The following is a 14,609-nucleotide window of genomic DNA, read 5'->3' as shown; positions in this document are numbered from 1 at the left end:
CCGGCGGCAGCCGGTGGAGCCCCTCCCGCGCGGCGGAAGGCGGATTCGAAAGATCGCGGGACGGCCTCGTGGCGGAGGTCGTGGCGCGGTGTCGTTGCACGCATGGTGAGCTTGTTTCATTTCTTGAAATATATTAGGAGTTCTCAGGATGTCCAAAGCATTGGTCGACTATTTTCTGAAGATCGACGGCGTTGATGGCGAGTCGATCGATAAGCAATATCCCAACCTTATCCAGATCCAGAGCTGGCAGTGGGCGGAAGAAAACTCGGGTCGCTGGGGCTTCGGCAGCGGCGGCGGTGCGGGGAAGGTCGAGATGAAGGATTTCGAGTTCCGGATGGTGTCGAACAAGGCCTCGCCGAAACTGTTCCTGATGTGCGCGACCGGCGACCACATCCCCAGCGCCAAGCTGATCTGCCGCAAGTCGGGCAAGGGCCAGCAGGAGTTTCTGACGATTTCGTTCGAAAGCGGGCTGGTGTCGTCGTTCCGCACGCTCGGCAACATGCCGTTCTCGCAACTGGGCCATGGCAGCGGCGAGGTCGACAACGTGCTGCCGACGGACGAGATCAAGATCAACTTCGCGAAGATCGAGTTCGAGTACCGCGAGCAGGGCAACGACGGCACGATGGGCGCGGTGATCAAGGCCGGCTACGACCTCAAGCTGAACTCGGCGATCTGATCGGCCGCGCGTTTTCTTTTCGAGCAAACCATGGACGTGTGGCGACCTAGGGCGCGACACGCAGGAATACGCATGTGAGCGCGCATCCACTCTACAACAAGCTGTCGAGACGGTTTCGTCGCGACTCGCTCCAGGACGTCGTCGGGCATCACCTGGTCGAGTTGATGAACTGTGCATCGCGCGGCGCGCGGATCGGCGTGTCGGACAGCAGTCCGGCCGCCTATTCGGTGCTGAACTACGGTTGCCCGCCGCTGCAGTTGGGCGGCGCCACCCGGATCGATCCGGTGCGTACGGCTTCGCACATCTGCGAGGTGATACGCCGCTTCGAGCCGCGCGTGGACAGCGGGCGGACCGTGGTGCAGCCGAGAGCCGGCGGCGCCCGGCACGCGCCGCAGACGATGTATTTCGACATCTTGACGCTGTCCCGTGACGACGGGGCGGAAATCAGGGTGAGCCTCGCGCTCGACTATCTCAGTGGTTATTTCAGTCTGGTCGGCGAATGACGAACGGCGAACGATCATGAATTTCCTGGACCATTACAACGACGAATTGCGTCAGCTGCGCGACGCGGGGGCCCGCTTTTCGAAGGAGCACCCGCAGGTCGCATCGGCGCTCGGCCTGCATCCGGATGCAGTGACCGATCCGTTCGTCGAGAGGTTGCTTGAAGGTGTGGCCTATCTGTCGGCAAGGGTGCAGACGCGCCTCGATCGCGAATGCGCGGAGTTCGCGCAGCAAGCGCTCGGGCGGGTCTGCCCGTTGTTCATGGCGGCCACGCCTGCCATTTCGAGTTTTGCGTTTCACCCGGACCTGGCGTCACCGGAAGCGTTCCGGGGCAGCACGCTGCCGCGCGGTTCGCTGATCTCGGCCCGTCTGCCCGGGCGCAAGCTGCCCGTCACGTTTTCCACCGCGCGCGACGTGACCTTGCTGCCGTTGCGCATCGCGCAAGTCGAGTGCAGCCGGAGCCTGAACGGATTGCCGTCCCAACTAGCCCAGCAACTGGCGTCTTCGCAGGCGGTGCTGCGTTTTCGCTTCGAGCTGGAAGGGCTGACGACGGTTGGCGAACTGGGGCGCGGCGACGGCGGCTTCGCGCCGCTGCACCTGAGCCTTGCCGGCGACTTGCCGCGCGCCTATGCGCTGCATCAGGCGCTGCTGGCGTCGAGTAGCGCCTGGTACGCGGTGGTGCCGACCCGGCGCGGCGACGAGGTGCTGACGCTGCCCGCGGCGGGCATCCGCCTGTCCGGCGTTGACGATGCCGAGGCGCTGCTGCCGCCTGATTTCGGCGGGCTGCCCGGCCTGCGGCTGATGCGCGAGTATTTCGCGCAGCCGACCCGCCTCCTGGGCGTCTATCTCGACGTGCTCGCACGCGTCGCGGCGGTCGATCCGTCCGCGCGCGCCTTCGAGCTGTTCTTCGCGCTGCGGCACGTGCCGACGGGCCTCGTCGGCGAAGTCGAGGCGAGCCAGTTCCGCCTGTTCGCGACCCCGGCGATCAACCTGTACACGAAGCGCTTCGACCCGGTGCCGTACGACCCCAACCTGACCGAGCAATGGATTCCGGTCGACCGCATGTCGCCCGCCGCCCACCATCTATGGGGACTGACGGAGGTGCGCGTGTGCGAAAGCGACGGCCGGGCGCACGCCGCGCGTTCCGTGCTGGAGACGGGCGGCTACGGGGCGCGCGACGAGGCGGTGCGCTACAGCCTGCGGCGCGAGAACGCGCTGCTCGCCGACGGCGTGCGGCGCGATCGCTTCGATCCGCTCGCGAGCCACGACCTGATCGCGGTCTCGACGTTCGACGACAGCATCGAGCTGGACGGCATCGCGTCGATCACCGGCAGGGCGCTGGTGGCCGATCGCGACTGGCGGCCGTCGGCGCTGCTCGACGCCGAGCTGAGCCTGCTCGATCCCGTCGGGGTGCGGCGCATCGAGTGCCTGTGGCCCGCCAGTGCGCCGCGCGGCGCGCCGCCCGTCGAGGCATGCTGGGATGCGACCGCGCAGCTCGGCCAGAGTCCGCTCGCGCTGCGGGCCGGGCAGTCGCAGGACGTCACCGCCCGCATCGTCGAGCAATTGCTGCTGGCGGCCAACCGCGACGACGCGCTCGACCGCCAGCGCATCGACAGCCTGCGTTCGGTGCACCTCGGGGCGCGTTTCATCGCGGCGGGCCGGGCGACGCCGCTCGCGCTGGTGCGGGCGACGCGGGTGGAGATCGACGTCGCGGAAAGCGCCCACTCAGACCGCGGCGGCTGGCTGTTCGGCCGGGTGCTGGCGCAGGCGCTCGGCGAGGCGGCGACGCTCAACGACGGCATCGAGACGATCGTGCGGCTCGACGGCGAAACCGTCAGCACCCACGTCAACACGGCCGTCGGCGACGGGAGGCTGCTGTGAGGCTCGCACGCGTTGAGCGGGCGCTGACGCCACGCCGCACCTTCTTCGAGCTGATGCGCCGCGTCGAGGTGCTGGAGCGGGAACTGGGCGGGCCGCCGCGGCGCGCGCGGCGCAGCCCCGCGTGGCTGCGCATCGAGCAGTCGGCCGACATGCGCTTCGCGAGCACCGAGGTGGCGAACGTGACGGTCGAGCAGACCCGCTTCGTCGACGCGGACGATCACCCGCGGGTCAAGATCACCCAGCGGCACTTCGGCCTGTTCGCGCCATTCGGTCCGCTGCCGTTGCACGTGACCGAACACGCCATGCAGGAGAAGCGTTTCGAGCGCAATGCGGCGTTCGAGCGCTTCGTCAACGTGGCCTGCGGCGATCTGGCGTGGCTGCATTACAGCGCCTGGTCGGCGATGCACCCGGTGCTGGGCTACGAGCGTGCGCGCAATCCGTTCGTCGAACGGGTCACCACGCTCGCGAACGCGGCTCGTCGATCCGGCGAGGCCTCGCCGGATCGGGACGCCCAAGCGTGCCGGCGCGCGTTTCCCGGCGTGTATTGCGCGCCGCGGCGCTCGCTCGGCGACCTGCGGCGGATGCTGGCCGGCTACTTTCGCGTGCCGCTGCGGATCCTGCCGCGCCACGGACGCTGGATTCCGGTGCCGCCGGCTCCGCGCGGCGGCCGGCGGCTGGGCGGCTGGCGGCTCGGCGCGCGGATCTGGGATGTCCAGCATTCGATGGAGATCGTGATCGGCCCGATCGAGGCCGAGGAGTTTCACCGTTGGCAACGCCGGTCGGCGGCCGTGATGGCGGTATGCGCGGTCGCGACGGACTTTGTGGACGGAAGGATCGACCCTGTCATCAAGGTCGAAGTACGAACGCGCCCTGAGCTGGCGGGGAAAGTCGGGCGCATGCGCATCGGCGTCGATGCGTGGTCGCGGCCGGATCATGCGCTGCGCACGCTGACTATCTACGAATCTTTTCGGAACTAAACGTGAATCGGGAACGTATCTTCAACTGTCTCGGCCGCACGACTTATGCGGCTTTGGTCGACGCCACGGTGCTGGGCCGTTCGCGCCGTCATACTTTCATCGACCTCGATCACTGGGCGTTGTGCCTGTTGCAGCGCGAGCAGAGCGATCTGGCGAAACTGTTCGCCGAATGGGGCCACGACGTCGGCGATCTCAAGCGCCGGCTGGAGAAGGCGCTCGATACGTTCGACGTGGGCGGCGATTCGCTGCGCGACATTTCCGCGTCGCTGGAGCGCAGCGTGGGTCCGGCCGTGATCTGGAGCCAGGTCGCCGCGCCGTCGGGCAAGGTGCGCTCGGGCCACCTGCTGCTGGCGTGGCTCGACGACGATGTCACGCGCCGCTGGCTCCAGCAGCGCTGTCCGCAGGGCCTCACGTCGGTCGCGATCGACGAGGTCGTGAAACGCTACGAGGCGTTGGCCGCCGGGTGGCCTGAGGCGATCGAGAGCCCGTCGTCGGGTGACGTCGATGCGTCCGTCGACGCGGCGGCGCCGGACGACGCGCTCGCGAAATGGGCGACCTGCCTGACCGATCAGGCGGCGCGTGGCGAGCTGGATCCGGTCGTCGGTCGCGACGACGAACTGCGCACCGTGATCGACGTGCTGTCGCGGCGTCGCCAGAACAACCCGATCCTGGTCGGGGAGGCGGGCGTGGGCAAGACGGCCGTGGTCGAGGCGCTCGCGCAGAAGATCCACGCGGGCGCGGTGCCGCCGGGGCTGCTGGGCGCGCAGGTGTGGGCGCTCGATCTGGCCCGTCTGCAGGCGGGCGCGGGCGTGCGCGGCGAGTTCGAGCAGCGCCTGAAGACGCTGGTCGACGCGGTGATCGCCGCGCCCGCGCCGATCATCCTGTTCTGCGACGAAACCCACACGCTGATCGGCGCGGGCGGCTCGGCGGGCACGGGCGACGCCGCGAACCTGATCGCCGATGCTCGCGCGCGGCAGCTGCGGATGGTCGCGGCGACGACGTGGTCCGAGTACAAGCAGTACATCGAGCCTGACGCGGCGCTCGTGCGGCGGTTCCAGGCGGTGCCGGTCGAGGAGCCGGACGACGCGGCGGCGGTGGGCATGCTGCGGACCATCGCGTCGCGCTTCGCCGAGCATCACGGAGTGCATATCGTCGATGCGGCGCTGCGCAGCGCGGTGGCGCTGTCGCGCCGCTACCTGCCGGCGCGGCGGCTGCCGGACAAGGCGATCGGCCTGCTCGACACGGCCTGCGCGCGGGTGGCGATGAGCCAGCGCTGCGCGCCGGCCGAACTGGAACGGCTCGGGCAACAGGCGCAGGCGATCGGGCAGACGCTCGACTGGCGCGCGAGCGACCGGCGCATGGGGGTTTCGACACCCGGCGACGAGGCCGAGCTGGAGACGCAGCGCGACCATCTCGTGCAAGAGGCGCGCACGCTCGAAGGCGTGGTCGCGACCCAGCGCGAGGAAGTCGGCGCGTGGCTCGCGCGGATGCGCGCGTCGGCCGAGGAAACGGGAGACAGCGCGGCGCTGGCGGAAGCCGATCGCTGGGTGCGGCCGTGGGTCGACGAGCATGTGATCGCGGAGGTGCTGGCGGAGTGGACCGGTGTTCCCGTCGCGCAGCTGGCGCAGGACGAGGCGCAGCGGATCGTCGATCTGGAGCGCGCGCTCGGTGCGTCGATCCATGGGCAGGCGGACGGCATGCGGGCGATCGCGCAGGCGCTGCACCTGTCGCATTCGGGTCTTGGCGATCCGCATCGGCCGCTCGGCGTGATGCTGTTCGCGGGGCCGACGGGCACGGGCAAGAGCCAGGCCGCGGCGAAGCTCGCCGAACTGCTGTTCGGTGGCGAGCGCAATCTCGTGCAGTTCAACATGAACGAATTCCAGGAGGCGCACACGGCGTCGACGCTGAAGGGCGCGCCGCCGGGCTATGTCGGCTACGGCAAGGGCGGCCGGCTGACCGAGGCGATCCGCAAGAAGCCGTACAGCGTGCTGTTGCTCGACGAGTTCGATCGCGCGCATCCGGACATCCACGAAGTGTTCTATCAGGTGTTCGACCAGGGCTGGATGGAGGACGGCGAAGGACGTCGCATCAGCTTCCGCAACAGCCTGATCCTGCTGACCACGAATCTGGGCGATGCGGAGATCGAGGCGTCGTGCAAGGCGGACCCGCAGGTGTCGCAGGCGAAGCTCGCGGCGCGGGTGTACGAGCGGTTGCGCGAGCGGTTCTCGCCGGCGCTGCTCGCGCGGATCCAGGTGGTCGCGTTCCGGCCGCTCGATGCCGAAGCGCTGACGGGCATCGCGGGCCAGGCGCTCGACGAGATCGGCGAGCGGCTCGCGCAGAACGGGCTGGACTGGCGCGTGGACGAGGCGGTCGCGGGCTGGGTGGCCCGGGCGGTCGCGCAGCACCCCGGCCAACGGTCGCGCGGTGCGCGACCTGCTGCGCCAGCATGTGCTGCCGGCGGTGGCGCGCGGCGTGCTCGCCGCGCGGGCGGAGGGCAGGACGCTGCGCAGCGTGCGGCTGTCGGCCGGCGACACGTTGTCGCTTACGTTCGACGATGACGATGCTGACGACGCGCTGCCGGGCACGGCTTCGGACGAAGTCACGCTGCCGCAAGAACCGCAAGAACCGCAAGAACCGCAAGAACCGCACGCTTCGATCCACGCCGGATCGGAAGGAGCCTCGGTATGCGCCTGATCGAATTGCGCAGTGACGTACTGGCCCCGAGCAGCATCGCGCTGTCCCTGACGGCCGACGAACGCTTGTCGCGGGAACCGTCTTACCGTCTTGAGCTGCTGAGCCGAGACCCGGAATTGGACCTCGAGGAATTGCTCGGCACGCCGTTGTTCGCCGACATCGACCTCGGCAACGGTGCGGTGCGCACGTTCAGCACCTACGTGTTCGGTGGCTACGACACGGGGCAGTTGAGCGGGCAGTACACCTATACGCTTGAACTGAAGAGCTGGCTGTCGTTCCTGGAGGAGAACCGCAACAGCCGGATCTTCCAGAACCTGACCGTGCCGGAGATCGTCGAGCAGGTGTTCCAGGGGCATCAGCGTACCGACTACCGGTTCGATCTCGAAAGCACGTATGAGCCGCGCGAGTACTGCGTGCAGTTCCAGGAAACCGACCTGAACTTCGTCAAGCGGCTGCTGGAGGACGAAGGCATCTATTTCTGGGTCGAGCACGAGAACGAGCGTCACGTGGTGGTGCTGTCCGACACGCAGCGCTTCGCCGACCAGCCGTCCCAGTCCGGCCAGCTTCAATACCTGCCGGACGGCGAGGAAGGGCGCGCGATCCAGGGACGCGAAGGCGTGCAGCGCCTGCAGCGGACCCGGCGGGTGCGCTCGAACAACGTCGCGCTGCGCGACTTCAACTACTGGTCGCCGTCGAATCGTCTGGACAGCGATGCGCAGACGGAGCCGGGGCCGGGGCTGTCGGGCGTGCAGCTCGAATACTACGACTATGCGACGGGGTATCAGGACGCCGAGAAGGGCGAGCGTCTCGCGCGCCTGCGGCTGGAGGCGTTCCAGGCGGATGCGCACGTGCTGGTCGGCGAGGCGAACGCGCGGGGCCTGACGACCGGCCAGGCGTTCACGCTGGTCGGCTATCCGGCGCTGAACCGGAATCGCCGCTACTACGTGATCGGCAGTGAGTTGTCGTTCATCCAGGATGGCCCGGACAGCACGTCGAAAGGCCGCAACGTGACGGTGAAGTTCCGCGCGCTCGCCGACGACCAGCCGTTCCGGCCGCTGCTCGTGACGAAGCGTCCGGAGGTGCCGGGCATCCAGAGCGCGACGGTGGTGGGGCCGCAGGTGTCCGAGGTGTACACGGATAAGCTGGGCCGGATCAAGGTGCATTTCCACTGGGATCGCTACAAGACGACGGAAGCGGACGCGTCGTGCTGGATCCGGGTGTCGCAGGCGTGGGCGGGCAAGGGCTGGGGCGTGATCGCGATGCCGCGGGTCGGGCAGGAAGTGGTGGTGACCTACGTGGACGGCGATCTGGATCGGCCGCTCGCGACGGGGATCGTCTACAACGGCGAGAACCCGACGCCCTACGACCTGCCGAAGGACACGCGCTACACGGGGCTGGTGTCGCGTTCGACCAAGCTGGCGGGGCAGGCGCAGAACGCGAGCCAGCTGACGTTCGACGACCAGCGCGGCGCGGAGCGCGTGATGATCCACGCCGAACGCGACATGCAGCACACCGTGGAGCGCAACGATTCGAAGGCGGTCGGCCAGGATAAAAACCTCACGGTGAAGCGCACGTCGACGTCGGTGATCGGGATCACGGTCAGCTTTACGGGCATCGCGGTGTCGTACACGGGCCTATCGGTGGGGTTCACCGGCGTGTCGGCATCGTTCACCGGGCTCAGCACCTCGTTTACCGGCGTCAGCACCAGCTTTACGGGCGTGTCGACCTCGTTTACCGGCGTGTCGACCGGCTTCACGGGCGTGAGCACGTCGTTTACCGGCGTCAGCACGGGGTTCACGGGGGTGTCGACGTCGATGACCGGGGTGTCCACCAGCCTGACGGGAACGAGCAACTCGGTGACGGGCGTGTCGAACAGCATGACCGGGATCTCGTCGTCGATGACGGATGTCAGTACGTCGGCGACGGGGCAGTCGCAGAGCATGACGGGCGTGTCGCTGTCGTACACGGGCACGTCGTCGAGCATGACCGGCACGAGCACGTCGGTGACCGGCACGTCGACGAGCATCACCGGCACGTCGATCTCGAACACGGGCACGTCGACCAGCATCACTGGCGTGTCGACCTCGACCACGGGCAGTTCGACGAGCGTGACGGGATCGAGCATGTCGACGACCGGTAGCTCGGTGGGCACGACAGGGTCGAGCGTGTCGACCACGGGCAGCAGCGTGTCGACCACGGGCTTCAGCTATTCCTATACGGGCGCCAGCTACTCGGACGTGGGCGTGGATCTGAAGAAGCTCGGCATGCAGGTGAAAAGCTGATGGGAGAGCCGACATGCGCCTGATCGAACTGCGCAGCGACGTGCTGGATCCGGGCAGCATCGCGCTGTCCCTGACGGCCGACGAACGCTTGTCGCGGGAACCGTCCTACCGTTTCGAGCTGTTGAGCCGAGACCCGGAATTGGACCTCGACGAATTGCTCGGCACGCCGTTGTTCGCCGACATCGACCTTGGCAACGGTGCTGTGCGCACGTTCAGCACCTACGTGTTCGGCGGCTACGACACGGGGCAGTTGAGCGGGCAGTACACCTATACGCTTGAATTGAAAAGCTGGCTGTCGTTCCTGGAGGAGAACCGCAACAGCCGGATCTTCCAGAACCTGACCGTGCCGGAGATCGTCGAGCAGGTGTTCCAGGGGCATCAGCGCACGGACTATCGGTTCGAACTGGAAGGAAACTACGAGCCGCGCGAGTACTGCGTGCAGTTCCAGGAGACGGACCTGAACTTCGTCAAGCGGCTGCTGGAGGACGAAGGCATCTATTTCTGGGTCGAGCACGAGAACGAGCGTCACGTGGTGGTGCTGTCTGACACGCAGCGCTTCGAGGACCAGCCGTCCCAGTTCGGCCAGCTTCAATACCTGCCGGACGGCGAGGAAGGGCGCGCGATCCAGGGGCGCGAAGGCGTGCAGCGGTTGCAGCGCAGCCGGCAGGTGCGCTCGAACAACGTCGCGCTGCGCGACTTCAACTACTGGTCGCCGTCGAACCGTCTGGACAGCGATGCGCAGACGGAACCGGGGCCGGGGCTGGCGGGTGTGCAGCTCGAATACTACGACTATGCGACGGGGTATCAGGACGCCGAGAAGGGCGAGCGTCTCGCGCGGCTGCGGCTGGAGGCGTTCCAGGCGGATGCGCACGTGCTGGTCGGCGAGGCGAACGCGCGGGGCCTGACGACCGGCCAGGCGTTCACGCTGGTCGGTTATCCGGCGCTGAACCGGAATCGCCGCTACTACGTGATCGGCAGCGAACTGTCGTTCATCCAGGATGGCCCGGACAGCACGTCGAAGGGGCGCAATGTCTCGGTGAAATTCAGTGCGCTCGCCGACGACCAGCCCTACCGACCGCTGCTGCTGACGCGACGGCCTAGGGTGCCGGGCATCCAGAGCGCGACGGTGGTGGGGCCGCAGGTGTCCGAGGTGTACACGGACAAGCTGGGCCGGATCAAGGTGCATTTCCACTGGGACCGCTACAAGACGACGGAAGCGGATGCGTCGTGCTGGATCCGGGTGTCGCAGGCGTGGGCGGGCAAGGGCTGGGGCGTGATCGCGATGCCGCGGGTCGGGCAGGAGGTGGTGGTGACCTACGTGGACGGCGATCTGGACCGGCCGCTCGCGACGGGGATCGTCTACAACGGCGAGAACCCGACGCCTTACGACCTGCCGAAGGACACCCGCTACACGGGGATCGTGTCGCGCTCGACCAAGCTGGCCGGGCAGGCGCAAAACGCGAGCCAGCTGACGTTCGACGACCAGCGCGGCGCGGAGCGCGTGATGATCCATGCCGAACGCGACATGCAGCACACCGTGGAGCGCAACGATTCGAAGGCGGTCGGCCAGGATAAAAACCTCACGGTGGAGCGCACGTCGACGTCGGTGATCGGGATCACGGTCAGCTTTACGGGCATCGCGGTGTCGTACACGGGCCTATCGGTGGGCTTCACGGGCGTATCGGCGTCGTTCACCGGGCTCGACACTTCATTTACCGGCGTCAGCACCAGCTTCACGGGCGTCTCGACTTCGTTTACCGGCGTGTCGACCGACTTCACCGGTGTGAGCACCTCGTTCAAGGGTGTCAGCACGGATTTCACGGGGGTGTCGACGTCGATGACCGGGGTGTCCACCAGCCTGACGGGAACGAGCAACTCGGTGACGGGCGTGTCGAACAGCATGACGGGTATTTCATCGTCGATGACGGACGTCGACATGTCGGCGACGGGGCAGTCGCAGAGCATGAAGGGCGTGTCGCTGTCGTACACGGGCACATCGACGGGCATGACGGGCACGGATACGTCGGTGACCGGGACATCGACGAGCATCACCGGCACGTCGATCTCGAACACCGGCGTGTCGACGGACATCACTGGCGTGTCGACCTCGATAAAAGGAACCTCGACGAGCGTGACGGGAACGGATATGTCAACCACAGGAAGCGATATGTCGAACACAGGGTCGAGCGTGTCGACCACGGGCAGCAAGATCAGCCATACGGGATTCAGTTACTCGTACACCGGCGCCGAATACTCGGACGTGGGCGTGGATTTGAAGAAACTCGGCATGCAGGTGAAAAGCTGATGCCGGTCCGACACATCAAACCTCAAGCCGCGCTCGTCGCGACGACGCGCACCCAGATCGGCTCGACGCCGATGTTCGCGATCAGTGTCGGGGTGGGATTCCGGCTCAGCGACCCGGCCATCCTCGTGCACGAGGCGGCGGTCTGGGAGGCGCTGAAGGCGGCGGCGCCGTCGGTGCCGCTGACCGAGGCGGCCATGCCGAAGCGCTGCGCGGAGTGGCTGCTCGCCGGGCATTCAGTGCAGCGCGCGCCGGCCGGCGCGTGCGGACGCGCGATCGACTGGGCCGCCTGGGTCGAACTCGACGGCGTGCGCAAGACCGTGTCGTGTCGCGCGACGGTCGACGAACAGGCGCAATCCGATGGGTTCGCACGACTCGCGATCGATCCGGCCCAGGCGGTCGCGGGCGGCGCGCGCGAGAACCCGCTCGGCCGGGCGTCGGGTTCCGCGCCGCTGCAGCGCGTGGGCGCGCTCGGCGTCGGGCCGGACCCGCTGGCCGCGATGGGCGCGCTCGGCAGCGACTGGCCCGAGCGTCACCAATGGATGCCGAGCCGGCCGGGCACGGCCGAGGCGATGGCGCGCGACGGCACGCACATGGGCTGGCCGGAACACGTCGACCTGCGCTACTTCCAGTTGGCCGCGCCGGACCAATGGTCGCGCCACGACAGCTGGACGCCGGGCGCCCGCTTCGAACTCGGCGGCTTCGGCCCGCGCGGCGAAGGGTGCGTGGGTGCGCTGCCGCGCCTGACGGCGGTGGCGATGATCCTGCGCGGGAACCGGGCGGGCGTCGAGCCGGTGCCGCTGCGGCAGCAGACCATCTGGCTGCTGCCGGACCACGACCTCGGCGTGCTGTGGTGGAACGGCGCGATCCGCACCGACTACGTGCTCGACGACAGCCCGGCGACGCTGATCGCCGCGTTCAAGGACGCGGACGAGCCCATCGACGTCGGCATGCTGACGGCCTTCGCGGCGCAGCGCGCCGACCTGACCGACACCGATCCGCTCCAGCAGGCCGACCATGCGTTGATGCCGGCCGTCGAGCGGAACTGGGTCTGGGAACTGATCCTCGACACCGACGACCATCCGCGTTTCGCGCCGCCGCCACGCACGCGGGAGGAAGTCGGCGAGCGTCTCGCGCGCCATCGCCGGAGTCTCGTGGAGGCGCAGCAGGGGCTGGCCCGCATGAACGCATTCAAGCAAGCCTCGCAGCAGACGACGCTGCCCGCCGCGCCGGCCGACGGCATCGACTGGCGGCGACGCTTCAGCCAGGCCGGCAGCATGGCGCTGTCGGATGCAACGATCCGCGGAGCCGACCTGACCTCGCTGCATCTCGATGGCTGGCGTTTCGAAAACGTGCGGTTCGAGCGCTGCCGGTTCGCCCACAGCACCTGGCGCCATTGCCAGCTGACGAACGTGCATGCGGTCGATTGCGGGTTCGCCGATACGACGTTCGACGATCTCGTCTGGACGGGCGGCGCGATTGCGCGCGGCGATCTGGCGCGCAGCGCATGGCGCGGCGTCGCGCTGGAGCGGGTCAACCTCGACGACTGTGGGCTCGACGATCTGTCGGTGTCGGGCGGATCGTGGTCGATGGTGACGGTGAAGGGGCGCGGCGGCATCCGCGGCGTCGTGCAGGACACCGAATGGGACAGCGTGTCGTGGAACGGCGTCGAGGCGCGTCACTGGACCTGGAGCCGCGTGAGCGCCGGCAATCTCGGGCTGGTCGAATGCGGGATGCCGGGCCTCACGCTGTCGCATTGCCGTCTGATGAAGCCGAGCGTGCTGCTGAGCGACCTGTCGGCGAGCACCTGGCGCAAGAACGTGCTGACGTTCGCGGTGCTGTCGCATGGCACCTCGATCGACCGCTCCATCCTCTGCGACTGCCTGTTCAACGCGTCGAGCTTCCAGGATCTGCGGGCGTCGTCGGTGCAGGTCGACCACTGCTCGTTCATGCAGCTCAACGCGCAGCACCTGAAGGCGGAGCGCTCGAGCTGGACCTGCACGCAGCTCGACGGCGCGAACGTCACGCATGCCCACCTGAGCGGCGCGTCGTTCGACCGCTGCTCGCTCAAGGAGACGATGCTGTACGGCGCGGACATGCGCGAGACGCGGATGCGCGACTGCAACCTGATCCGCGCCCGCACGTCGTGGGCCCACCTGCCCGAATCCGGCGCATGGCGCGGCAACCTGAACACCGGCGTGCTCGCGGTGCCGAGGAGGGACGAATGAACGCACCCCGCGAGCCGGTGTCCACGCCGGCCTTGCCCCAGGTGATCGAGGGACGGCGCTACACCACGTCGCATCACGGGCTCGAACTGAGCGACACGATCTACCGCGACTGCCATTTCGAGCGGGTGAGCTGGTCGGAATGCCGGCTCTCCAACCTGCGCTTCGTCAATTGTCGTTTCGAGGCGAACCGCTTCGTGCGCAGCGCGCTGACGCGTCTCGTCTTCGAGGATTGCAGCATCGCCGAAACCGCATGGAGCGATTGCGTGCTGCGCGGCATGTCGTTCGCCGGCAGCGGGATACGCGATGCGGCCTGGTCGAAGAGCTTGTTGAAGGACGTGATCTTCGCGAGGGCGAACGGTGCGTCGCTGCGTTTCGACGCGGTGCGCGCGGCGCATACGTCGTTCATCGCGGGCGAGCTGACGGGCGTCGAGCTGGACGGCGGCCACTGGTCCGATGCGTCCTGGATCAGCCTGCAACTGAGCGGGCTGCAAGTGCGGGCGAGCCGGCTCGACAACTTCATCGTCGGGCAGTCCAACTGCGCCGAGTGTTCGATCGACGCTTGCACGGGCATCAACGTGCGCTGGATCGATTCGCAGATCGATCGGATGAACGTGCGCGGATCGGAACTGAACCAGGCCGCGTGGTCGCACAGCGTCTGGTCGGGCGGCGGGATCGCGTCGAGCCGGCTGCCGCTCGCGTGCTTCGATCACGCGAAGCTGAGCGGCCTGTCCATGCGCGACACGGAATTGCCGCAGGCGATCTTCGATCACGCGCAGGTGCGGGACAGCGACCTGCGCGGCCTGCGCGCGCCGCGCATCGCGCTGCGTCACGCGCAGCTCGCGCGCGTGCAGTTGGCCGCCGCGCAGCTGGCGGGACTCGATGCGCGCGGCGCGACGCTTGAGGAGGTCGGCCTGAACGGCGCGGATTGCCGGGCGGGGATGCTGGTCGGCCAATCCAGGCAGGTCTGGCGCGCGGCGGATACGCAGCGCGCGAGCTTCGACGATACAGCAACGGAAGACGACCGCCAGTGGCGGCAACGCGCCCAGCCGGGCGCCAGAGGAGTGTGAC

The 14,609-nt window shown here is 67.9% G+C and carries 8 protein-coding genes and 1 pseudogene; all 9 read left to right on the top strand.

Annotation, left to right across the window (positions count from 1 at the left end; all coding sequences use genetic code 11):
* The first annotated feature begins 148 nt into the window (after positions 1 to 148).
* The 9 genes and pseudogenes from Bsp3421_RS11565 to Bsp3421_RS11525 all read left to right on the top strand — a co-directional run bounded on the left by Bsp3421_RS11565 (position 149) and on the right by Bsp3421_RS11525 (position 14,608).
* Complete coding sequence (locus Bsp3421_RS11565) at positions 149 to 676, top strand: Hcp family type VI secretion system effector (RefSeq protein WP_273995537.1); 528 nt, start codon at positions 149 to 151, stop codon at positions 674 to 676.
* Positions 677 to 750: 74 nt separating this feature from the next.
* On the top strand, positions 751 to 1,179 hold the full coding sequence (locus Bsp3421_RS11560) for a GPW/gp25 family protein (RefSeq protein ID WP_273996096.1): 429 nt from the start codon (positions 751 to 753) through the stop codon (positions 1,177 to 1,179).
* A 16-nt stretch (positions 1,180 to 1,195) separates the two neighbouring features.
* Positions 1,196 to 3,058, top strand: a complete 1,863-nt coding sequence (gene tssF / locus Bsp3421_RS11555) for a type VI secretion system baseplate subunit TssF (RefSeq protein WP_273996095.1) — start codon at positions 1,196 to 1,198, stop codon at positions 3,056 to 3,058.
* A gap of 53 nt (positions 3,059 to 3,111) precedes the next feature.
* Complete coding sequence (locus Bsp3421_RS11550) at positions 3,112 to 4,035, top strand: type VI secretion system baseplate subunit TssG (RefSeq protein WP_273998357.1); 924 nt, start codon at positions 3,112 to 3,114, stop codon at positions 4,033 to 4,035.
* 2 nt (positions 4,036 to 4,037) lie between these two features.
* A pseudogene (tssH, locus tag Bsp3421_RS11545) lies at positions 4,038 to 6,729 on the top strand (type VI secretion system ATPase TssH).
* Positions 6,720 to 9,011: a type VI secretion system Vgr family protein gene (locus tag Bsp3421_RS11540; RefSeq protein WP_273996094.1), complete on the top strand. Its 2,292-nt coding sequence runs from the start codon at positions 6,720 to 6,722 to the stop codon at positions 9,009 to 9,011. The pseudogene tssH and the gene Bsp3421_RS11540 overlap by 10 nt, the downstream one beginning before the upstream one ends.
* Positions 9,012 to 9,024: 13 nt before the next feature.
* Entirely contained in the window at positions 9,025 to 11,316 is a 2,292-nt protein-coding gene (locus tag Bsp3421_RS11535; RefSeq protein WP_273996093.1) for a type VI secretion system Vgr family protein, read from the top strand.
* Positions 11,316 to 13,541 (top strand): DUF2169 family type VI secretion system accessory protein, encoded by a 2,226-nt coding sequence (locus Bsp3421_RS11530; protein ID WP_273996092.1) that lies wholly within the window; start codon positions 11,316 to 11,318, stop codon positions 13,539 to 13,541. The genes Bsp3421_RS11535 and Bsp3421_RS11530 overlap by 1 nt, the downstream gene beginning before the upstream one ends.
* Positions 13,538 to 14,608 carry a pentapeptide repeat-containing protein gene (locus tag Bsp3421_RS11525; protein ID WP_273996091.1) on the top strand — a complete coding sequence of 357 codons (1,071 nt, stop codon included), beginning with the start codon at positions 13,538 to 13,540 and terminating at the stop codon, positions 14,606 to 14,608. The genes Bsp3421_RS11530 and Bsp3421_RS11525 overlap by 4 nt, the downstream gene beginning before the upstream one ends.
* The last annotated feature ends 1 nt before the right edge of the window (position 14,609 follow it).

Origin of the sequence: Burkholderia sp. FERM BP-3421, assembly GCF_028657905.1 — a bacterium.
Taxonomy (GTDB): domain Bacteria; phylum Pseudomonadota; class Gammaproteobacteria; order Burkholderiales; family Burkholderiaceae; genus Burkholderia.
The sequence above is the reverse complement of the archived record's forward strand: the minus strand, read 5'-3'. Positions and strand labels throughout refer to the sequence as shown.